Source organism: Caproicibacterium amylolyticum (assembly GCF_014467055.1).
Taxonomy (GTDB): domain Bacteria; phylum Bacillota; class Clostridia; order Oscillospirales; family Acutalibacteraceae; genus Caproicibacterium; species Caproicibacterium amylolyticum.
Window position 1 is genome coordinate 791,412 of the sequence record NZ_CP060696.1, and the last position, 20,578, is coordinate 811,989.

The 20,578-nt window shown below is 47.7% G+C and carries 19 protein-coding genes and 1 other annotated feature; of the genes, 18 read left to right on the forward strand and 1 reads right to left on the reverse strand.

What is annotated here, in order from left to right; all coding sequences use genetic code 11:
* The first annotated feature begins 4 nt into the window (after positions 1-4).
* The 6 genes from cdd to H6X83_RS03565 all read left to right on the forward strand — a co-directional run bounded on the left by cdd (position 5) and on the right by H6X83_RS03565 (position 5,441).
* A complete protein-coding gene (cdd, locus tag H6X83_RS03540) occupies positions 5-427 on the forward strand; it encodes a cytidine deaminase (RefSeq protein ID WP_212507784.1) in 423 nt (140 codons plus the stop codon).
* Positions 428-731: 304 nt separating this feature from the next.
* A complete protein-coding gene (locus H6X83_RS03545; protein ID WP_212507785.1) occupies positions 732-1,691 on the forward strand; it encodes a glycosyltransferase family 2 protein in 960 nt (319 codons plus the stop codon).
* Positions 1,688-2,779 (forward strand): FkbM family methyltransferase, encoded by a 1,092-nt coding sequence (locus tag H6X83_RS03550; protein WP_212507786.1) that lies wholly within the window; start codon positions 1,688-1,690, stop codon positions 2,777-2,779. Before H6X83_RS03545 ends, H6X83_RS03550 begins: the two co-directional genes overlap by 4 nt.
* A gap of 33 nt (positions 2,780-2,812) precedes the next feature.
* Positions 2,813-3,646 (forward strand): radical SAM family protein, encoded by an 834-nt coding sequence (locus tag H6X83_RS03555; protein WP_212507787.1) that lies wholly within the window; start codon positions 2,813-2,815, stop codon positions 3,644-3,646.
* Positions 3,643-5,070 (forward strand): glycosyltransferase family 2 protein, encoded by a 1,428-nt coding sequence (locus tag H6X83_RS03560; RefSeq protein ID WP_212507788.1) that lies wholly within the window; start codon positions 3,643-3,645, stop codon positions 5,068-5,070. The genes H6X83_RS03555 and H6X83_RS03560 overlap by 4 nt, the downstream gene beginning before the upstream one ends.
* 104 nt (positions 5,071-5,174) lie before the next feature.
* Positions 5,175-5,441, forward strand: a complete 267-nt coding sequence (locus tag H6X83_RS03565; protein ID WP_212507789.1) for an NTP transferase domain-containing protein — start codon at positions 5,175-5,177, stop codon at positions 5,439-5,441.
* A gap of 48 nt (positions 5,442-5,489) precedes the next feature.
* Here H6X83_RS03565 and H6X83_RS03570 read toward each other — a convergent pair.
* Positions 5,490-6,640, reverse strand: a protein-coding gene (locus tag H6X83_RS03570; protein ID WP_246419068.1) for an IS3 family transposase whose coding sequence is annotated in 2 segments (ribosomal slippage) — positions 5,490-6,382 and positions 6,382-6,640 — 1,152 coding nt in all. Because the reading frame shifts where the segments join, the coding sequence is not laid out codon by codon here.
* Between the two features lie 118 nt (positions 6,641-6,758).
* Between H6X83_RS03570 and H6X83_RS03575 the strand changes: the two genes are divergently transcribed.
* The 12 genes from H6X83_RS03575 to tyrS all read left to right on the forward strand — a co-directional run bounded on the left by H6X83_RS03575 (position 6,759) and on the right by tyrS (position 20,463).
* Positions 6,759-7,250 (forward strand): glycosyltransferase family protein, encoded by a 492-nt coding sequence (locus H6X83_RS03575; RefSeq protein WP_212507790.1) that lies wholly within the window; start codon positions 6,759-6,761, stop codon positions 7,248-7,250.
* A gap of 8 nt (positions 7,251-7,258) precedes the next feature.
* Positions 7,259-7,990, forward strand: a complete 732-nt coding sequence (gene rfbF, locus H6X83_RS03580) for a glucose-1-phosphate cytidylyltransferase (RefSeq protein WP_212507791.1) — start codon at positions 7,259-7,261, stop codon at positions 7,988-7,990.
* 362 nt (positions 7,991-8,352) lie between these two features.
* Complete coding sequence (yfmF, locus tag H6X83_RS03585; protein WP_246419597.1) at positions 8,353-9,642, forward strand: EF-P 5-aminopentanol modification-associated protein YfmF; 1,290 nt, start codon at positions 8,353-8,355, stop codon at positions 9,640-9,642.
* Positions 9,643-9,647: 5 nt separating this feature from the next.
* Positions 9,648-10,916 carry an EF-P 5-aminopentanol modification-associated protein YfmH gene (yfmH, locus tag H6X83_RS03590; RefSeq protein WP_212508483.1) on the forward strand — a complete coding sequence of 423 codons (1,269 nt, stop codon included), beginning with the start codon at positions 9,648-9,650 and terminating at the stop codon, positions 10,914-10,916.
* An 84-nt stretch (positions 10,917-11,000) separates the two neighbouring features.
* Positions 11,001-11,990, forward strand: a complete 990-nt coding sequence (gene lgt / locus H6X83_RS03595) for a prolipoprotein diacylglyceryl transferase (protein ID WP_212507793.1) — start codon at positions 11,001-11,003, stop codon at positions 11,988-11,990.
* A 15-nt stretch (positions 11,991-12,005) separates the two neighbouring features.
* Positions 12,006-12,872, forward strand: coding sequence for a bifunctional methylenetetrahydrofolate dehydrogenase/methenyltetrahydrofolate cyclohydrolase FolD (gene folD, locus H6X83_RS03600; protein ID WP_212507794.1), 867 nt, complete (start codon positions 12,006-12,008; stop codon positions 12,870-12,872).
* Between the two features lie 12 nt (positions 12,873-12,884).
* Positions 12,885-14,747, forward strand: a complete 1,863-nt coding sequence (gene dxs, locus H6X83_RS03605; RefSeq protein ID WP_212507795.1) for a 1-deoxy-D-xylulose-5-phosphate synthase — start codon at positions 12,885-12,887, stop codon at positions 14,745-14,747.
* Positions 14,744-15,559, forward strand: a complete 816-nt coding sequence (locus H6X83_RS03610; RefSeq protein ID WP_212507796.1) for a TlyA family RNA methyltransferase — start codon at positions 14,744-14,746, stop codon at positions 15,557-15,559. Before dxs ends, H6X83_RS03610 begins: the two co-directional genes overlap by 4 nt.
* The gene (locus H6X83_RS03615) at positions 15,556-16,404 is read left to right on the forward strand and encodes an NAD(+)/NADH kinase (protein WP_212507797.1); all 849 of its coding nucleotides are present in this window, start codon (positions 15,556-15,558) and stop codon (positions 16,402-16,404) included. Before H6X83_RS03610 ends, H6X83_RS03615 begins: the two co-directional genes overlap by 4 nt.
* Before the next feature lie 37 nt (positions 16,405-16,441).
* Positions 16,442-16,891 carry an arginine repressor gene (locus H6X83_RS03620; RefSeq protein WP_212507798.1) on the forward strand — a complete coding sequence of 150 codons (450 nt, stop codon included), beginning with the start codon at positions 16,442-16,444 and terminating at the stop codon, positions 16,889-16,891.
* A 4-nt stretch (positions 16,892-16,895) separates the two neighbouring features.
* Entirely contained in the window at positions 16,896-18,569 is a 1,674-nt protein-coding gene (gene recN / locus H6X83_RS03625) for a DNA repair protein RecN (RefSeq protein WP_212507799.1), read from the forward strand.
* Between the two features lie 351 nt (positions 18,570-18,920).
* Positions 18,921-19,176 (forward strand) — a binding site (T-box leader).
* Positions 19,177-19,236: 60 nt separating this feature from the next.
* Positions 19,237-20,463 carry a tyrosine--tRNA ligase gene (gene tyrS, locus H6X83_RS03630; RefSeq protein WP_212507800.1) on the forward strand — a complete coding sequence of 409 codons (1,227 nt, stop codon included), beginning with the start codon at positions 19,237-19,239 and terminating at the stop codon, positions 20,461-20,463.
* Positions 20,464-20,578: the final 115 nt, after the last annotated feature.

Genomic DNA, 20,578 nt, shown 5'->3' on the forward strand with positions numbered 1-20,578 from the left:
GGAAATGGAACCGAAGGAACTGCTGGAAGCTGCGAAACGTGCTCGTAGCAATGCTTATACGCCGTACTCTAATTTTCGGGTGGGTGCGGCACTGCTGACAACGGACGGGCGCGTTTTTCTGGGAGCCAATATCGAAAACAGCTCGTATGGGGCAACAATTTGTGCGGAACGTTCCGCATTTGCCGGTGCGGTCAGCAGTGGTGCGCGCAGTTTTGAGGCGATTGCCATTGCCGGTGCGCCGGGCGGACAGGAGCCGGATGCACCCTGCCCGCCGTGCGGTATCTGCCGCCAGTTTATCTCCGAATTCTGCGGGCCGGAGTTTCCAATCTACCTTGCAGACGGACAGGACGGCGTACAGAGGCGCTGTCTTGGTGAATTGCTTGCGGATGCTTTTGGCAGTGATCGGATGCGTGTCAATCATACTTAAACATACTTAATTGAAAAAGGGCTGCTGCACTGCTTTCATCTGTAGTGCAGCAGCCCTTTTTGTGTAGAAATATTTTTTAATGTGTAGGAAATTAATTGGAAACAATTTTATAAAATAAATATAAACTTGACATCTTTTGCTATCAGTTTATAATAAAATAACAACGAATTGTGTTACATTTTGCTGAAAGAACGATGAAAGTCTTAAAAAATGTTACATTACCTTCTGTAAAGTGCGACTATAATAATTAAGAAGACTTTTTCAGCAGGTTAAATGAAACGGAATGATATCTGGGAGTGACATCATGCCTGAAATCAGTGTAATTATGCTTACTTATAATCGAGAAAATCTGGTTGCACGTGCGGTGAACAGTATTTTAAATCAGACTTTTGCTGATTTTGAATTTATCATCGTAGATAACGGTTCCAGTGACCGCAGTGGCCAGATTGCAGATGTGTTTGCAAAGGCGGATAGCCGCGTGCAGGTAATCCACACTGCACGCGGGAACATTGGAAGCGGCCGCAATACAGGGCTGAATGCAGCCAGCGGTAAGTACATTACATTTATTGATGACGATGACTATGCGGAATCGGACATGCTTCAATTCCTGTATTCGCTTGCAGAAAATTATCATGCGGACATAGCAGTCTGTGGCTCCAACAAAGAAGAGAACGGGAAAATCACACCGAACGGGGTGTATGCCTACTCGGAACTTTATGTTATGGATGCACAGCAGGCCACAGCGGCATTTCTGCAGCGAATCCGTTACAATGCGGCGATGCCGACAAAGCTGCTGAAACACAGTCTATTTCATAAAATCCATTTTTTATCGGATGGCTGCTACGATGATATTTCTACTACATATCGCTGCTTTGCCAATGCAGAAGTGGTTGTGGCACAGGGTATTCCAAAATATACATTTTATCGTCACCCAGGCAATAATTCCAGCGCGGCAACGAAACACTATTTGCTGAATCCGACTCAGCTCAAAGAGTACTTAAGCGCTTTTCGGCAGAGAACGGAGTATATATCTCAGGTACTGCCGCAGCTGGCAGAGCTTTCTTTGTACAGCGAATGGTCTTATATGATCAGTATGGTAGAAAAAATCAACAGGTATCAGCTTGTATCATGCAAAGGACAGCTGGCATTTATGAAAAAAGAACTGCTGCTGCATCAGAATGAATTTCTAAAAAGTCCCTACATTACTGACTTTGAAATTAACTGGATGAGCCAATATGTGTTGAATAGAGAGGAAAAAGAATGAACACTTTTGAAGCGGAATTTGCTAAGATTGAGGAAGAATATCGTTCCCATCCTATAGATAAACTCATGGAGAAAATTAAAAATGAAGATCCGCCGATTGTGGTTTTTGGATACGGAGCAGTTGGAAACTTAATCGCAGAAAGTTTGCGGCAGGCACAAGGAAATGTTGTTGCGTTCTGTGATAACTTTAAGGTTGGTATAAGTGAAAAATTTCACCTACCGATTATTTCCCCACAGCAATTAGCCAGTAATTACAGAAATGCGGTTGTTGTGGTTTCTGTATGTGATCAGTTTAATGATACCATCTATCGTCAGACCTTGGATATGGGATTTTCCCCAGAAAATGTTTTTCAAAGATATAGTAAGTATGAGCTGTATAGTTTAAGTGATTTTATGAAATATTATGATGGCTACGAATGGGCATATAACTTCTTTGAAGATGAAATTTCGAAAAAAATTATTTTGCAGCGGTTAAAAAGTTATTTGTTCTATTGTGAAATGGCACACTCTCCTTTTGAAAATCAATATTTTGATCAAGACGTAATGCGCTTTTCTGACCATGAAGTTTTTGCAGACTGTGGCTGTTACATAGGAGATACGGCTTTAAAATTTATTGAAAAAATGGATTCAAAGTACGCTTATATCTATGGATTTGAACCGGACAAAGCAAATTTTGAACGTGCCAAAAAAAATTTGGAGACGTACAAGAATGTTGAATTAATAAATATGGGCTTATGGAATCAACCTGGAAAAATGTTATTTAATTCAGCAAGCAGCTCGTCAGAAGTTTCAAATATAGGTTCTGAATCTATTGAAATGACATCTTTGGATTCATTCTTTGGAAACAGCGATAACCACCATTTACCAACGGCCATTAAGATGGATATTGAAGGCTCGGAAAAGGAAGCTCTATTGGGTGCTAAAAATGTGGTATCAACTGTACATCCCAAGTTGGAAATATGTGTTTATCATAAACCGCAGGATATTTTTGTACTGCCGCAGCTAATAAACAATTATTATAGTCATTATCATTTTTCTTTGCGACATTATACGGCCGGAAAAAATGAAACTGTTATGTATGTGCTTTGATTTTTTAGTTTATGTTTATGGAGGGATTTTACAATGTCACAGCAGCCCTTGGTCGCTCGGCGTTTAGCAGTTGTTCCGACCCTAAGATGTACTCTAAACTGTAAACTTTGCTGTAACCATATGAATAGGTTTAAACATCCTTATGATATACCAATCGATAAATTGAAGCAGGATATAGATAGACTGTTTGAATTGTTTGATTACATAAAGTGGATACAATTTGTTGGTGGAGAGATATTTATCCGTGATGACATGGCAGAAGTCTATGAATATACATTGAAATATAAATCAAAATTTGATAAATTAATATTAATGACGAATGCTACCATTGCACCTAGACCGGCCGAAATAGAAGTATTAAAAAAGTACGGTAAAAACTGTGAAATTATGATTAGTGATTATGGTGAATATTCTTATAAGCGCGATGAGATGATGGAAATTTGCGACAAAGCTAATATTCCTTATATTTGCAAAGGCTATAATGGAGAATCTCAGTATTTTGAAGGCTGGATAGATAATACAAAATTTCAAGAGTTTAAAGGCTCTGAGGAAGCATTGCACAAGGTAAGTTTCTCCTGTGTACAGGCAAAAATGAAAAACATGCATTGCTTTAATGGTAAACTGTACAGTTGCCCCAATTCTTGTTTTATGACAGAACTGGGGGTTAATAAACCTGCTGAAGAAGATTATGTAGATCTTGATAGAAGCGATATTTCACTTGAACAAAAGAAAAATACGATTCGTCAGTTTTATGAACATCCTGCTCAGTCGTGCCGTATTTGTATTTGGTGGAACGCAGACCATGTAAAAAGATATCCTGCAGCCCAGCAGGAAGTAAGATTGATTGAGGAACCAATGGAAAAATGAAAGTAATTGTAGCTACATGGGCTTATAATGCTGAACAAACCATAGAAAGAGCAATTAACAGTGTGCTATCTCAGTCATATACGAATTTAATTTATTATCTGATTGATAATGGTTCTTGTGATGGTACAGGTGCAATTATTAGAAAGTATGCTGGCAGAGATAAGAGAATTATTCCAATAACATGTCAGTGTAATGATCCTTACATATTGGGAAAAATAACACCTGAAATTGCGAAACAAAATGAAGATGAGGATTATTTCTGTAATTTGGATGCCGATGATGAGTACCTGCCGGAATTTTTGGAAAAATCTCTTGCATTCATGAAGAAATATGATTTGGATGCTGTGGCAAGCGGCAGCTACTATAGTGATGCAAAAACCGGTGAGTGTATTGGGCAAAAAAAGGCAGAACAGCAATACATATTAACTTGCGACAATATAGATAAGGTTTTGCCGGCCTACTACCCTTTTGTTAGAACGATTTGGGGAAAACTCTATAAAAACAAAACTGCGCGTTATGCACATCAAGCGCTGATGCGTCAGCAGCAGTCGGACAGTAAAATCATATATGGCAGTGATACATATTTTTGTTTGCAGGCTTTCACAAAAGCAGACCGCATCGGTATTCTGCCAGAATGCCTGCATAAATACTACATCTCTACAAAGTCTGCTTCTTATCGTTTTACAGAAGGCAGGATTCGCTCAGACAGAATACTGTTTGATACCGGCTGTGACTTTTTGATAAAAAAAGCAGGAAGTATCAGCAAAACAAATCAGGACTTTTTGTTGGCTGTTTACCTTTTTGCTTTACGGGATACGCTGCGCGTCCTTATGAATTCACAAAACAGCCTGCAGGATAAACTTGCCGGCGTACTTGACATTTACTCCAATGTACAAACGCGAAAGCTGATCAAGGAAGACATACTTGTGACGGAAAAGGAGCAGCTGTTTCATCCGATGGGACAGTGGGTCTCAGAGCAAAAAGATGCGTTTTCTGATGCAGAGATGGCTGACTTTGTCAAACAAACGGGACTTTCTATCTTTCAGCAGCGGCCACTGCCTGTGGATAGGACATTTCAAATGTTGGTGCATTTGAAAAGAGAAGCACCGGATTCAGAGATTATTAATGATGCATTTGCGGCAGTGGCTTCCGCGTTTCCACTGCTTGTCGGTGCAAAGGCGGATTTCCTTCTGTTCCTTGCAGATCCTGTACGGGAAATTCTGCGCGGAGAGCCGGAACAGGCACTTGAAAAAATAGAAATTCTGCTGGAGCAGGAAGCAGAAATACCGGATGCATATGCAGAGCCGCTGATTACGTTGGGGCTGAATCTATCTGCACAGCTTTCTCGCAATGCTGATTTTATTTATTTTAAGAAACTGCAGATTTCAGTTTTTTTGCTTTTTCTAAGACCCAAGAAGCACTAAAAGAACTGGGAAACTGGGATGCGCTGATGCCGGAGGATGCTGATTTCCAAAATTTGCGGCAGGCACTTGATGCTGCTTCAGCGCAGAAGTAAGTGAGGAACATAATGACGAAACTTGTAATCCTAGCGGGCGGACTTCCCAGTTCCATTAACGAAGAACCGCAGAGCGTACCAAAGCCAATGGTGGACATTGGAGGCAAGCCGCTGCTGTGGCACATTATGAAGTATTTTGCACAGTATGGCATTGATGACTTTATTATTTGTGCTGGATATAAATCGGACTTAATTAAGCAGTACTTTATGAATTATTATATCTACAGGTCTGATATTACTGTGAACTTGGCGGAAAACAAGGTTACAATTGAACTATAGTCAAGTAAGTAGACACAATAATTAGGGAAAACATACTGGAAACAGGAATTAAGCCTGATTCCAGAACAGTTCTTCTTTCTCGTTAGGTGTTAGCATTCGAAGAGAGCCATGAGGCCTTCTTGAGTTATAGTATCCTTCAATATATTGGAATATGGACAACTGTAATTCCTGTAGGGAGTGATAAGCTTTCCTGTTGGTTTCTTCTTTTTTTAGATATTTGAAGAAACTTTCACAGCAAGCATTATCAAAAGGATAGCCCTTTTTGGAAAATGATTGCACAACATTAAGAGAATCTAGAAGCTGTCGAAATGAAAAAGCAGTATACTGAGATCCTCGATCAGAATGAAACATAAGTCCAGAAGGGCAGTTTCTTCTATCATAAGCTTTTTTGAACGCAGTCATGACGAGGTCGACATCTGGCTTGCCTGATATGTTCCAGGAGATGACTTTGCGAGAAAATAAATCCATTACAATACAAAGATAATACCATTTGCCGGCAACTTTGATGTATGTGAAATCACTTGCCCAGACAATGTTTGGAGTTTGCTGATTGAACTCCTGGTGAAGGTGGTTGGTACACTCGCCGTTGTCCCGATGCTTATAATTTTTATAAGGTTTTTCGGTGGACATCCGTGGAAGTTTTAGAGTCCTCATCAGTCGGTACACTCGTCCGACACTGATGTTAATGCCATAATCACGCTGGAGAACATAGGTAATCTTGTAAGCTCCAAGACGTTTGTTATAATCTGCGTAGATTTTAAGAATAAGCTTTGCAATCGTTTGATTGTCTTTTGTACGATCAGCCGGTTCGGTGTTGTAATGCTTATAGTAAGTACTTCGATTAACGCCAAGAACCTTACAAAGGAGCTTGATATTGTGTTGGAAACGGAGCTTATGAATAGCTTCTAATCGTTGTTTGAGTGTGGCGTGAAGATGGCAATCGCTTTTTTTAGTATAAGGAGTTCCTCCTCAAGCTGAGCATTACGCTTTTGGAGGTCTTTGACCTGCTTAGCAGTTAGTATTTCGCCATCATCCGTTTCGACGATTGAGTATTGTTTAATCCAACGGCCAAGTGCGGTGATAGAAACGCCATACTCTTTACAGAGTGCTGCTTGTGATTTGCCGCCAGATTGATAAAGGTTGACGAGAGTTCGTTTGAAATCTTCGTCATATCGGGTTCCGGTTTTACCAGTGGACATGAGTAAGTGCCTCCTTTTGGGTGTCTACTTAATTATAATTGATAGTTACTTCAGGTGTCCACTTATTTAATATAGATCCACAATACACAATCATGTAACGGAACCTTGGGATGTCACTGTGCTGGATACAGGTTTGACTGCAACTACAGCGACCCGTGTTCAGCAGGTGAAAGACTACGTAGGGGATGAACCCTTTTTGATTACCTACGGTGACTGTTTGTCAGATATTGCAGTAGACAAACTGCTGCAGGCACATTCTGAAAGTGGTCATATTTTAACGGCTGCCGTTGCCAGGCCAACTGGCCGTAATGCAGCCCTTTCGATAGATAAATCCGGGGAAATAGAAGGTAGATTCCAGCAGTTCGGCAGCAGTACAGGTGCGTGGGTAAATGCCTGCACAATGGTTACAGACAAGCGTATTTTTGCTTATACCAATCAGCAGCATGAAACATTTGAAAATGATGTCTTAAACAAACTGGCGGAGGCTCATGAGGCGGATGCCTATTTTCACAGCGGCTTCTGGTGTCCGGTGGAAACTGTGCGTGACAGAAATTTTGTAGTACAGCTGTGGGATTCCGGCACGGTCCCGTGGAAAAATTGGAAAGACTAGGGTTGCATATGAAAGTGGTTATTTTGGCTGGTGGAAAAGGAACACGCATTGCAGAAGAAAGCACTTATCGGCCGAAACCGATGGTCGAAATCGGCAGCCGCCCAATTTTATGGCATATCATGAATTGGTATGCATCATTTGGATATACAGAGTTCATTATTTGCTGTGGATACAAAGGGCAGATGATTAAGCAGTATTTTGTGGATTACTACATGAAGAATTCCAGTGTTCACGTGAATTTGAGGGATGGCAGTGTAGAAAGGTTGTCCGGCTCGGTTGAACCATGGAAAGTAACGCTGGTAAACACCGGTCTGGAAACACTGACGGCAGGTCGGCTGCTGCAAGTGCAGAAGTACATAGACGGCGATACATTTATGCTGACCTATGGAGATGGTGTTGGTGACGTTGATATTTCAAAACTGCTGCATTTTCATCGTGAAAGCGGAACAACGGCGACCATTTCTGTTACCAAGCCGGAAGGAAGGTTCGGTGTGGTGAAGCTGGATGAGCAGTCGGGACTTGTCAGCGGCTTTCGAGAAAAAGCACGGTTTGACCAATCCTGGGTCAACATTGGATTTGCCGTTTTTTCTACAGATGTTTTTCAGTATCTGGGGGATGGTGGCAGTATGCTTGAAAAAGAACCTTATGAAAAACTTGCAGGGGTTGGACAGATGGCCGCATATCAGCATCCTGGCTTCTGGTCACCGATGGATACGATTCGGGATAAAAATTATCTGTAGCAGTTGTTTAGGCGCGGAGATGCTCCATGGATTTCAAAAATCAAATGATATTCAAACGAAACAAGGAATAATGAAACAGAGTGCAGCAAAGGGCTGTACTCTGTTTTTGCTATTTATTCGGGTGCAAATGCGCATAGATTGAGAAATACTGCTTAGAATCATAAAATTGAATGTTCTGCTTTTACATGGCAAAGATTTTCCGGTGCGCGCGGTGCTTTGTGCAAGCAAAAGTGAAATAATATACAAATTCATAGAATATTCAGAAGTTTATTGCTTTTCATACCATATTGTGTGTGCTATAATAAACTGTACTTTTAAGCTGCAAGAATACGCACTTTTTTGAATAGGAGATGGTCCGCTTGGTGAACAAAGTCGAGCAGTATACCCTGCACGATGGTGTCCATTTCAGAAGCGTCCGCAATACAAAGTTTAAAACTTTCCGTATCTCAGTCAATTTTCTGCTGCCTCTGCAAAAAGACACTGCCGCTGCAAATGCGCTGCTGCCTTACCTGCTGAGCCGCTGCACGCGCGAATATCCCGATTTTACCCTGATGAGCCGCAAGATGGCTTCCCTGTATGGTGCGTCTTTGGGTGCGGATGTGGGCAAGCTGGGCAATATGCAGGTAATGACAGTTTCTGCCGGCGGCATTGCCAACCGATACGCCCTTGAAAAAGAAGATTTGACCGCGGAACTTACCAAAGTCCTGTGCGCAGCGCTGTTTGACCCAGTATTGGAAAACGGCCTTTTCCGTGAGGACGACTTTTTGCAGGAACAGCGCCAGACGCTGGAGCAGATTGATGCGGAAATCAGTGATAAACGTGCTTATGCCCTGACTCGCTGCACCGAAATTATGTGTGCAGAAGAGCCTTTTGGCATCAGCCGTTATGGCTCCCGTGAAGCGGTACAGGCGCTGACCCGCGCGGAAGTGACTGTGGCGTGGAAGCACATGCTCAAGACCGCGCAGGTGGAAATTCTGGTACTTGGTGATATTGAACCGCAGCCAGTCGTGGATGCCTTCACCAAAACATTTGGTGAGATCGAGCGGCAGTACGGGCCATTGTCACAAGCAAGAAGTTTTGGCCGCATTGGGGGTATTCCCCGCGTAACGGAGCATCAGGACGTGGTGCAGGGAAAAATGGTGCTTGGCCTGCGTGTGGAAACCTCACAGGAAAACCACCCGGAGTTGGTGCCCGCGGCGCGCCTGATGAGCGCGATTTTCGGCGGCACACCGAACAGTCGGCTCTTCCTGAATGTCCGCGAAAAAATGAGTCTTTGCTACTACTGCAGTTCGCTTTACAACTCTACGCTTGGACTGATGTTTGTACAGAGTGGTGTGGAATTTGACAATATGGAAAAAGCCGAACAGGCAATTTTGGAACAGCTGCAGGCGGTACAGGAGGGCAACTTTACGGATGCGGACATCACCGCAGCAAAGCTTTCCATGGTGAACAATTACAATACGGTTGAGGACTCGCTGGCAGCACTGGAGGGCTGGTATTTGTCGCAGACGGCCGCGGCACAGGTGTACACACCCGAAGAATATGCACAGTTGGTCGGCAAAGCCACCCGCGAAGAAATCATCAGCACGGCGAAAGGTGTTCGTCTGGATACAGTTTACTGCTTGAAAGGGCAGGAGGAGGCTGCAAATTGAATTCAATGCATGAAGTGAAAATTGACCGGGTCGGGGAATCCTATTTTGAGATGCGCCATCCGTCCGGTCTGCAGATATATGTTTATCCGAAACCGCAGAGCCACTCAACTTACGCGGTCTTCGGCACAAACTACGGTTCCATTGACAATGTGTTCCGTCGCTCGGATGAACAGAAAGTTACCCGCGTGCCTGCGGGCATTGCACACTATCTGGAACACAAAATGTTTGAAAATGAAGACGGTATGGATTCTTTTGCAAAGTACGCAAAGACCGGCGCCAACGCAAATGCCTACACTTCTTTTGACAAAACCTGCTATTTGTTTTCCTGCACCGACCATGTTTATGAGTCGCTTGAAATCCTGCTGGACTTCGTGCAAAAACCGTACTTTACGGAGCAAACGGTGCAAAAAGAACAGGGCATTATTGGCCAGGAGATCCGGATGTATGACGATGACCCCGGCTGGCGCGTCCTGTTCAATATGCTTTCTGCCATGTACGAAAAACATCCGGTAAAGCTGGATATTGCCGGTTCTGTGGAGAGTATAGCGGAAATCACGCCGGAACTGCTGTATCAGTGCCACCATACTTTTTATAATCTAAACAATATGGCGCTGTGCGTGGTTGGCAATGTGGAAATTGAGAAGGTACTGGCACTCTGCGATAAGATGCTCCAGCCATCGGAGCCTGTGCAGGTGGAACGCATCTTTGAGCCGGAACGGCAGGACGTGCTGAAGCACCGCGTCTGCGAAAAGGGCAGTGTGGGCACACCGATTTTCTATATGGGATTTAAGGAAGCTGCACAGCATCGTGCAACCACTGCACAGTCGGCGCAGACGGAAGTTTTGATGGAAGCGCTGTGCGGTGATTCCTCACCGCTGTTCCGCCGCCTGTTGGACGCGGGACTGATTAACGAGTCCAGCTTTGGCAGCGAATACTTTGAAGGCCCCGGCTATGCGGCGGTGGTTTTCAGCGGTGAATCGAAAGATCCGGACACTGTTGCTGCAGAAATTTTGAAGGAGCTTGCCGATGCGCGGAAAAACGGCCTTGACCCGGCACTTTTTGCAGATGCAAAAAAGTCGGTCTACGGACATGCCATCGCGGGCTTTAACAGTGTGGAAAACTTAGCGAACAGCCTGATTGGCGCTTATTTTTCGGGACGTTCTGTGGCGGAAGATGTAGAGGCGGTTGCGCAGACCACTCTTGCAAATATGAATGAACGGCTGCAGGCGCAGATGCTCGAGCAAAACGCAGTGCTGTCCATTATTAAGCCCTGAAGGAATTCAGGGTACATAGCGGGTACAGAAACGGATTGATTTGCCTGCCGCTGTACTGCGGCGGAGCAGAAAGTGGAGGAAATTATGTATCATATTCAATTTCCCGGGCTGGGCATCAGTCTGGAACTGAATCGCATTGCGTTCAGTATCGGTTCATTTCATGTGTACTGGTACGGTATTATTATTGCAGCCGGCTTTTTGCTGGCGGTGCTTTATGCAATGAAAAGCGCGCCGAAGTTTGGCCTTGACCCTGACAAACTGATGAACTGCATCATTGTGGGCATCCTCTGTGGAATTGTCGGCGCGCGTGCTTACTATGTCATTTTCTACCCCGGTGATATGTTTATCAAAGACCCGTCTAAAATTTTTGGTATTCATGACGGCGGGCTGGCAATTTACGGCGGTGTGATCGGCGGCCTGCTGGGCGGCTGCATTACCGCAAAGATTTGTAAGCAGAAAATTCTTTCCGTGCTGGACATTGCTTCTCTGGGATTCCTGATTGGTCAGGCAATCGGCCGCTGGGGAAACTTTGTGAATCAGGAGGCGTTTGGCACACAGACCGATCTGCCGTGGGGCATGGTCAGCGAAAATACTGGCAACGTGCCGGTACACCCCTGCTTTTTCTATGAATCCATGTGGTGCCTGCTTGGCTTCATTCTGCTGCACTTCTTTGCAAAAAAGCTGCGGCACTACGACGGGCAGATTTTCCTTTTGTACCTGCTTTGGTACGGCGCGGAGCGTTTCATTGTAGAAGGGCTGCGTACAGACAGCCTATTGCTGCCGGGCATTTCCCTGCGGGTTTCGCAGGTGCTGGCGGGTGTGCTGGTCATCCTCAGCGCAGTGCTGCTGGTTGTTTTTCGAAACCGCACGGTCCTTAACGGTTGGGGCAGCCCGCGCATTATGGCACTTAACGCTATCGTGGATAAAGTTCCGGAGGATTTGGTAACAGATGACGCTGTGCAGGAGCTTTCTGCAGAGACGCAAAAGCCAGATACGTTAATTAAAAACAAAGTAAATGAAACAACCGAACAGGCTGCTGAAAATACGGAAGAGTCACAGAGTGAAATTAAATAAACAGGAGGGACCAAAATGGCAAAACGAATTGACGGTAAGGCCGTTGCTGCAGAGGTGCGCGCTAAGGTAAAAACTGAAGTCGCGCAGATGGAGGAGGAAGGTTTTACCCCCGGCCTTGCTGTTGTGCTGGTTGGGGATGACCCGGCTTCTCACACTTATGTCCGCAACAAAAAGAAAGCCTGCGAAGAAACTGGCATCAACAGTGAAATTTACGAACTGCCTGCCTCCACTTCACAACAGGAACTGATGAGTTTGATTCACAAGCTGAATGTTCGCCCGGACATAGATGGCATTTTGGTGCAGTCCCCACTGCCAAACGGCCTGGATGAAACCGCGGTGGTTAACGCGATTGACCCCGGCAAGGATGTGGATGCATTCCATCCTGTGAATGTAGGCCACATTATGATTGGTGATTTTGACTTTCTGCCGTGTACTCCCGCAGGCGTAATGGAGCTTTTGCACCATGAGGGGATTTCTCCGGCGGGCAAGCGCTGTGTGGTGATTGGCCGCAGCAATATTGTTGGTAAACCCATGGCAATGCTGTTGCTGCATGAAAACGGCACGGTGACTGTCTGCCACAGCAAAACGCAGGAGTTGGCGCAAATCTGCAGGGAAGCGGATATCCTGGTTGCGGCAGTGGGCAAGTCAAAGTTTGTAACTGCAGATATGGTAAAGCCCGGTGCCGTTGTCATTGATGTCGGCATGGACCGGGATGAAAACGGCAAACTCTGCGGAGATGTGGACTACGCCGCAGTGGAGCCGGTGGCTTCCTACATTACACCGGTGCCCGGCGGTGTTGGCCCCATGACGATTGCTATGCTGTTGAAAAATACACTGACTGCTGCGCGCCGGCACAACCGGAGCGGGCACTCAGAAAATTAGGAGACGGGCAGAATGTCCACACTGCTTGACCGAATCCACTCTCCGGCTGACCTGAAAGATTTGACACCGGAGCAGCTGGAGCAGCTTTGCAAAGAGATACGATCTTACATTATTCGCACCGTTGCGCAAAACGGCGGCCATCTGGCTTCCAACCTCGGTACGGTAGAGCTTACCGTGGCCTTGCACAGGGTGTTTGGTACACCGGATGACAAAATTATCTGGGACGTCGGCCATCAGGCATACACGCACAAAATCTTGACCGGGCGAAAAGACGAGTTCCCGACCATCCGCATGCAGGGCGGGCTTTCCGGATTCCCAAACCGTCAGGAAAGTGAGTGGGATGCCTTCACAGCAGGCCACAGCAGCACTTCTATTTCCGCAGCGCTCGGTATTGCACAGGCCAGAGCGCTGAAAGGCAAGCCGGGCCATGTGATTGCTGTGATTGGGGATGGCGCACTCACCGGCGGCATGGCCTACGAAGGGCTGAACAATGCGGGGCGTTTCGGGAAAAATCTGATTGTTATACTCAATGACAACAAAATGTCGATTTCCCGCAACGTCGGCGCTATGGCACGTTACCTTGCACATATGCGGGCAAAGCCGGGTTATCTGAAAGTAAAGTCCAATGTGGAAACCGTGATGAACCGTATTCCACTGATTGGCAAACCCCTGTGGAAAGCAGCACACGCACTGAAAGCGGTGCTTCGTTCTCTGCTTTACAACAGTACCCTGTTTGAGGACATGGGGTTCTATTACTATGGTCCGTTTGACGGGCACGACTTGCCGCAGCTGATGCAGGTGCTGGAAACTGCCGAAACCATTGACCATCCGCTGCTGATTCATGTGGTAACGGAAAAGGGGAAGGGATATTCCTTTGCGGAGCAGAACCCCGGTGCTTTTCATGGCGTTTCCAGCTTTGACGTGCAGACCGGAAAAGCTTCCGCCAAAAAGAAGGAAAATTTCAGCAGCGTTTTCGGCAGTGCACTGTGCAGCCTTGCGGAGGACGACAACCGCATCTGTGCGATTACCGCAGCGATGAAAACAGGCACAGGGTTGGAAAAGTTCAGCGAGCGTTTTCCACAGCGATTTTTCGACACAGGAATTGCAGAGGAACACGCGGTGACCTTTGCAGGCGGGCTTGCAAGTCAGGGTATGCTGCCGATTTTTGCGGTGTACTCCACCTTTTTGCAGCGCGGCTATGACCAGTTGATTCATGACGTTGCGATTCAGCGGGTCAAGGTTGTGTTTGGTGTGGACCGCGCCGGAATTGTCGGGGAGGATGGCGAAACCCATCAGGGCGTTTTCGATGCCGCATATTTCAACACGATTCCCAGTGTAACGGTGTACTCCCCCTGCTACTTTGATGAATTGATTAAAGATTTGCACCGGGCATTTTATGAAACACCGGGTATGGTTGCAGTGCGGTATCCGCGCGGCGGTGAACCGTTTCGTCCGGCGGACTTTCTGCACAGCGGGGATGGCTGGGACTGTTACGGCGCACAAGATGCGCCTGTGGCAATCGTAACATACGGACGGCTGTTTGCGCAGGCGTGCAGTGCACAGCGAGAACTAAAAAAGCAGGGGATTCCTGTGAAAATTATAAAGCTTGATCGTATTAAGCCATTGCCCCAGGATGCAGTGCGGGCTGCCGCCTGTATGAAAGCGCTCTTTTTCTTTGAGGAAGGGATGCAGCAGGGCGGTGTTGGTGAACATTTTGAAAGCCTGCTGTACGAAACAACGGACTTTCATGGACAGTGCCGTGTGCATGGAATCAAAAATTTTGTGGCCCATGCAACCATAGCGCAGTGCCTTGCGGAACTGAAGCTGGATGCAGACGGCATGGTACAAACCATAACAACGGAGTGGGAAAAGTGAGCGATAAAGTAAGGCTCGACTGCCTGATGGTGGAGCAGGGGTTTGCGGAGAGCCGCGAAAAGGCCAAGGCTATCATTATGTCAGGCGATGTATTTATTCAGAATCAAAGATATGACAAGCCGGGCACTTCAGTCCCAAAGGATTCTAAGCTGGATGTGCGCGGCGGCCTGCGCTATGTCAGCCGCGGCGGCCTGAAGCTGGAAAAGGCTATGGTGGACTTTCCAATTACTTTGAACGGCAAGGTAACCATGGACATTGGCGCTTCTACCGGTGGCTTTTCGGACTGTATGCTGCAAAACGGCGCGGTACGCGTATATGCAGTTGACGTGGGTTATGGCCAGCTTGCGTGGAAACTGCGCACCGATGAGCGTGTGGTCAATTTGGAGCGCACCAACGTGCGCTACCTGACACATGAGCAGGTACCGGAGCAGGTGGACTTTTTCAGTGTGGATGTTGCGTTCATTTCGCTGAAGCTGGTGCTGCCGGTCGCGCACAAATTTTTAAAGGACGGCGGTGAGGCGGTCTGTTTAATTAAGCCGCAGTTTGAAGCCGGCAAGGGTAAGGTCGGTAAAAAAGGTGTTGTGCGTGACCCAGCGGTTCACTGCGAAGTCATTGAGGAAATTACAGGCTTTGTGCTGCAGAACGGTTACTCGATCCTGGGGCTTACTTATTCTCCGGTGCGCGGCCCGGAGGGAAACATCGAGTATCTTTTGTATTTAAAAAAAGCAGATGTGCCAACGTCTGTTCCGTTGGATATTTCCGCGTTGGTGGAGGAATCTCACAGAGTACTGAATGGCGGTGAAAAGAAATGAAAATTGCCCTGCTGCCCAATTTGGGGAAAAAAAATGCACCGCAGTGCACACAAGAAATTATTACCTGCCTGCATACGTTTGGTATGCAGGTCTGGATGCGCGCTGCGGACAGACAGCAGGGTTTTGCCGCCGATTGCTGGCAGACGGACTTTTACGAAATGCTTGCAGGCTGTGACGCGGCCATTGCGGTTGGCGGCGACGGCACCATCATTCATGAAGCAAGGCACGCCGCCATTGCCGGTCTGCCGATTTTGGGAGTGAATACTGGGCGGCTCGGTTTTGTGGCAGGCTTGGAAACCAATGAACTGCATCTGCTGTCTGGCCTTGCAGACGGTACTTACACAGTGGAAAATCGAATTCTGCTGCGCGCGCAGTTTGAAACAGCTGCCGGTGTACAGCAGGTTGACGCACTGAACGATGTAGTGATTGCACGTGGTGCGCTTTCCAAAATCATTGATTTTCAAGTAGGACTCAACGGTACAGAAATGGCACACTACCGTGCGGACGGGCTGATTTTTGCCACGCCGACCGGCAGCACGGCCTATTCCCTTTCTGCAGGCGGGCCGGTGCTGGACCCGGTGATGCGGAGCTTTTTGCTGACACCTATCTGCCCGCATTCCCTGACAAGCCGGCCGGTCGTTTTTTCGGAGGATGCCTGTCTGACAGTTCGGACATTTATGAACGCCGATGCCAAAACTTACCTGACAGTAGATGGCGACAGTGCCATCCCACTGCAGCAGGGGCAGCAGGTGTCTGTCAGCCGCTCGCCTTATACTGCGCAGCTGATTAAACTGAAACAAAACCATTTTTATAAAATACTGAATCAAAAACTCGGCAGCATCTGATTTTGCACCTGCCGCCGGGTGGGAAGGAGCATCCAAAATGAAAACACGCCGACACGCCAAGATACTGGAACTCATCAGTCAGTTTGACATTGACACGCAGGACGAGCTGCTTCGGCGCCTGCGGGAATCGGGCTTTGAAGTGACGCAGGCAACTGTTTCACGCGACATTAAGGAACTGCGGCTGGTGAAAACACTGTCAGCAGAGGGACAGTATAAATATTCCACCGGCAAGGAAGAAAATAAGGATATTTCCTCAAAGTTTTATTCTCTGCTGAAGGATTCGGCAGTTTCCATTAACTGCACAGGTAACCTGGTCATTATCAAAACACTTACCGGCATGGCGCAGGCCGTCTGCGTTGCCATGGACACCATGCACTGGGAAGCTGTGCTGGGCACGCTTGCGGGCGATGACACCATTTTTGTTGCGGTGCACAGTGAACATGCCGCACAGCAGCTGGTGGCAGAACTCACCAGAATGATGGGGTAACAGTATGCTGAATCAATTATATATTGAAAATATAGCAGTAATTGAAAAGGCAACCATTGACTTTGGCACAGGTTTTAACGTGCTGACCGGTGAAACCGGCGCGGGTAAGTCTATGATCATTGACGCCATTCACGCAGTGCTTGGGCAGCGGACTTCGCGGGAGTTAGTGCGAACCGGTGCAAGGGGCGCGTTTGTCAGCGCAAGCTTTTCCGACTTAAATGCGCAGGTGCAAAAAAAGCTGGAGCAGCTGGGTTTTTCAACAGAAGATGATGGTACCCTGCTGCTTCAGCGGGAAATTCGAGAGGATGGCCGCACAGTGTGCCGTATTGGTGCACGTCCGGCTTCCGTTTCTGCGTTGAAAGAGCTTGGTGCACTGCTGATTAATATTCACGGTCAGCATGAAAGTTACGGCCTGCTTTCGCCGGAAAACCATCTGCGGTATTTGGACCGCACTGGTGTGCCCCAGCAGCTTCGCCGGGAGTACCGCACAGTTTATGTGCAGTGGAAAGAGCTGCAAAAGCAGCTTGCCGCTGTCAATATGGGCGAATCCGAAAAGGCACGGCGTATGGATTTGCTGACGTATCAGGCAGAAGAACTGGAAGCGGCACAGATTCAGCCGGGGGAGCAGCAGGAACTGCAAAACCGCCGGCTGCGTATCCGCAACAGCGGCAAAATTACCGAAGCGCTGCAGCAGGCGGATGCCCTTCTAAGCGGCGGCGAGGAAGCCCCCGGTGCCTGTGCGGCAGTCCTGGACGCGGTGAAGCTGCTTTCCGGCGTGGTTGATGTCATGCCGGAACTGAGTACGCTGGCAGGTCGGCTGGAAAGTTTGGGCTATGACTTGCAGGACTGCATGGAAGAAGTGAGCAGCCAGTGCGGCGAAAATGACTTTGACCCGCAGGAACTGGACGATATTGAGGAACGACTGAATCTTTACTATCATTTGTCCTTAAAATACGGTGAAACAGAAGAAGAAATGCTGCAGTATTTGGAAAAATGCCGCAAAGAGCTTGATTCTATGCAGCACAGTGATGAGGAATTGGAGCGCCTGCACAAAGAATCCACTGAAGCGGAAAAAGCTGTGCGCCGTTTGGGCACACAGCTTTCCTCAGTGCGGCGAAAAGCCGCGGCGGGTTTTGCAAAGCAGGTGCGCAGCGAGCTTTCCTATCTGGATATGCCGGGGGTCGTTTTTACGGTTCAGCAGGAGCCGTGTGAACCGTGCCAAACTGGCTGTGATGCAGTGCAGTTTCTGATTTCCGCAAACCCCGGTGAACCGGCGCGGCCGCTTGCTAAAATTGCTTCCGGCGGTGAGCTTTCGCGTATTCTCCTTGCCATTCAGTCGGTGCTGTCCGGCAGGGACAGCGTGGGTACGCTGATTTTTGACGAAGTGGATACCGGTGTTTCCGGCAGCGCAGCACAGAAAATCGGGCAGAAGCTGCGCCAAACCGCGCAGGGGCGGCAGGTGCTGTGTGTTACGCATCTGGCACAAATTGCGGCACTTGGCGACCGGCAGTATAAAATTGAGAAACATACGGAAAGCGGCCGTACCTTTACACAGGTCACGCTGCTTGACCACGAGGGCCGCAGACAGGAACTGGCGCGTATTATCGGTGGCACACAGATTACACCGCTGACACTGCAGAATGCAGAAGAAATGCTGCAGCTTGCGGCTGCGCAGTAAAAGGCGCTTACAGTAAAAGTTTCGCCCGCCTTTTCAAAGGCGGTAGGTATGGGCGAAGCCCACGGCCTTATCCCCTGGTCGTAAAGTCCTTTGTGTAAAAAATGAATGACAGCAGCGTTCATCTGCGGCGGCAAAACAACGCCGCACAGAAATAGCCTTGGTGCAGTGTCGGAAGACCTTGTGAGCCTGACTTGCAGGCTCACAAACCCGCGAGCGCTTCTGAGGATTCATGGGCAAAGGTCAAGGGAAAGGTCGTGGCGGGCGTTGCCCCCACACCCCTAGTTACTTTCTGAGAAAGCGACGGAAAGTAACCCCCCTTGACAACTGCCCCTAAAACCGCTATAATGCGCTATAAAGGCTGTGAAGGGAACCATTAAGCGGGAAATGCAGACTGCAGAGAGCCGGCGGCTGGTGCAAGCCGGTGTCTGTTCCCGCCCAAATTACCTCCCGGAGCTATCCACTGAAAGCTTTTTGCCGGTAGGCTGGGTCGTGTGCGCACGTTACAGCGCGGGGGTATCTTCTGTGATTTATGCAGAATGTACCCATAAGGCCGTTTCCGTGAGGAAGCGGTGAACTGAGGTGGTACCGCGGATTTTCCGCCCTCTGCAAAGAAAACGCAGAGGGCGTTTTTGTTTGCCTTCTGCAGAATTTTTGGAGGTATTTTAGTATGGGAGTGTACGAAGACCTGAAAGCGCGCGGGCTGATCGCGCAGGTAACGGATGAGGACGCTGTGCGGGATTTGCTGAATAACCACAAGTGTGCGTTCTACATCGGCTTTGACCCGACTGCCGACAGCCTGCATGTCGGCCATTTTGTTACAATAATGACCATGTCCCGCCTGCAGAAAGCAGGGCATACGCCAATCGCGTTGTTTGGCGGCGGCACGGGCATGATTGGTGATCCCTCCGGCAAAACCGATATGCGCAAAATGCTGACCCGCGAACAGATTGACCACAATGTCGAATGTTTCCGGAAGCAGATGGCACCACTCATCGATTTTTCCGAGGGCAAGGCAATCATGGCAAACAATGCTGACTGGCTGCTGAATTTGAATTATGTAGAGTTTCTGCGGGATGTCGGCGTGCATTTTTCGGTGAACCGCATGCTTGCCGCGGAGTGTTACAAGCAGCGTATGGAGCGCGGTCTTACTTTCTTCGAAATGAACTACATGATTATGCAGGGCTATGATTTTCTGGAGCTGAACCGCCGGTACAACTGCGTACTGGAAGTAGGCGGCGATGACCAGTGGAGCAACATTCTCGGTGGTGTGCGCCTGATTCACAGCAAAGAAAACAAAGATGCCTACGGCCTGACGCTTGGCCTGCTGACTAACAGTGAGGGCAAAAAAATGGGCAAAACCGAAAAGGGTGCTGTTTGGCTGGACCCGACCAAAACGAGCCCATTCGATTTTTACCAGTATTGGCGCAACATCGGCGATGCAGATGTGGACCGCTGCCTGAAATTCCTGACTTTCCTGCCGCTTGAAGAAATTAACGAATTGACAAACTGCGAGGGCAGCGCATTGAACAAAGCCAAAGAAGTGCTGGCTTACGAAGTTACTAAGTTGATTCACGGTACCGAAGAAGCGGATAAAGCCCGTGAGGGCGCGCGTGCGCTGTTCGGCGGCGGTGCAGACACTGCAAATATGCCGACCAGCACCATTACGGAAGCAGACTTTGCGGATGGCAGCATTGGTGCACTGGATTTACTCATAAAAATCAAACTGGTTCCCAGCAAGAGTGAGGGACGCCGGTTGGTACAGCAGGGCGGACTTTCCGTCAATGGAAATAAGATTTCCGACCCGGCGGCTGTGTTGACCAAGACAGACTTCCCGGATGGGGCTGCTGTTATTAAAAAGGGTAAAAAAGTATATCATAAAGTTCTGCTTGGTTAAAAAGCAGTGAAGCAGAGGAAACACGGGAGTTTCTTCTGCTTCTTTTTTTGAACAGCGATTTTTCTTGCTATTTGCCAAAAGAAAAGGTAAAATATAACAATTACAAAATAGCGGT

Coding starts and splice junctions, on each gene's coding strand:
- cdd (WP_212507784.1), top strand. CDS start 5: ATGGAACCGAAGGAACTGCTGGAAGCTGCGAAACGTGCTCGTAGCAAT.
- H6X83_RS03545 (WP_212507785.1), top strand. CDS start 732: ATGCCTGAAATCAGTGTAATTATGCTTACTTATAATCGAGAAAATCTG.
- H6X83_RS03550 (WP_212507786.1), top strand. CDS start 1,688: ATGAACACTTTTGAAGCGGAATTTGCTAAGATTGAGGAAGAATATCGT.
- H6X83_RS03555 (WP_212507787.1), top strand. CDS start 2,813: ATGTCACAGCAGCCCTTGGTCGCTCGGCGTTTAGCAGTTGTTCCGACC.
- H6X83_RS03560 (WP_212507788.1), top strand. CDS start 3,643: ATGAAAGTAATTGTAGCTACATGGGCTTATAATGCTGAACAAACCATA.
- H6X83_RS03565 (WP_212507789.1), top strand. CDS start 5,175: ATGACGAAACTTGTAATCCTAGCGGGCGGACTTCCCAGTTCCATTAAC.
- rfbF (WP_212507791.1), top strand. CDS start 7,259: ATGAAAGTGGTTATTTTGGCTGGTGGAAAAGGAACACGCATTGCAGAA.
- yfmH (WP_212508483.1), top strand. CDS start 9,648: ATGCATGAAGTGAAAATTGACCGGGTCGGGGAATCCTATTTTGAGATG.
- lgt (WP_212507793.1), top strand. CDS start 11,001: ATGTATCATATTCAATTTCCCGGGCTGGGCATCAGTCTGGAACTGAAT.
- folD (WP_212507794.1), top strand. CDS start 12,006: ATGGCAAAACGAATTGACGGTAAGGCCGTTGCTGCAGAGGTGCGCGCT.
- dxs (WP_212507795.1), top strand. CDS start 12,885: ATGTCCACACTGCTTGACCGAATCCACTCTCCGGCTGACCTGAAAGAT.
- H6X83_RS03615 (WP_212507797.1), top strand. CDS start 15,556: ATGAAAATTGCCCTGCTGCCCAATTTGGGGAAAAAAAATGCACCGCAG.
- H6X83_RS03620 (WP_212507798.1), top strand. CDS start 16,442: ATGAAAACACGCCGACACGCCAAGATACTGGAACTCATCAGTCAGTTT.
- recN (WP_212507799.1), top strand. CDS start 16,896: ATGCTGAATCAATTATATATTGAAAATATAGCAGTAATTGAAAAGGCA.
- tyrS (WP_212507800.1), top strand. CDS start 19,237: ATGGGAGTGTACGAAGACCTGAAAGCGCGCGGGCTGATCGCGCAGGTA.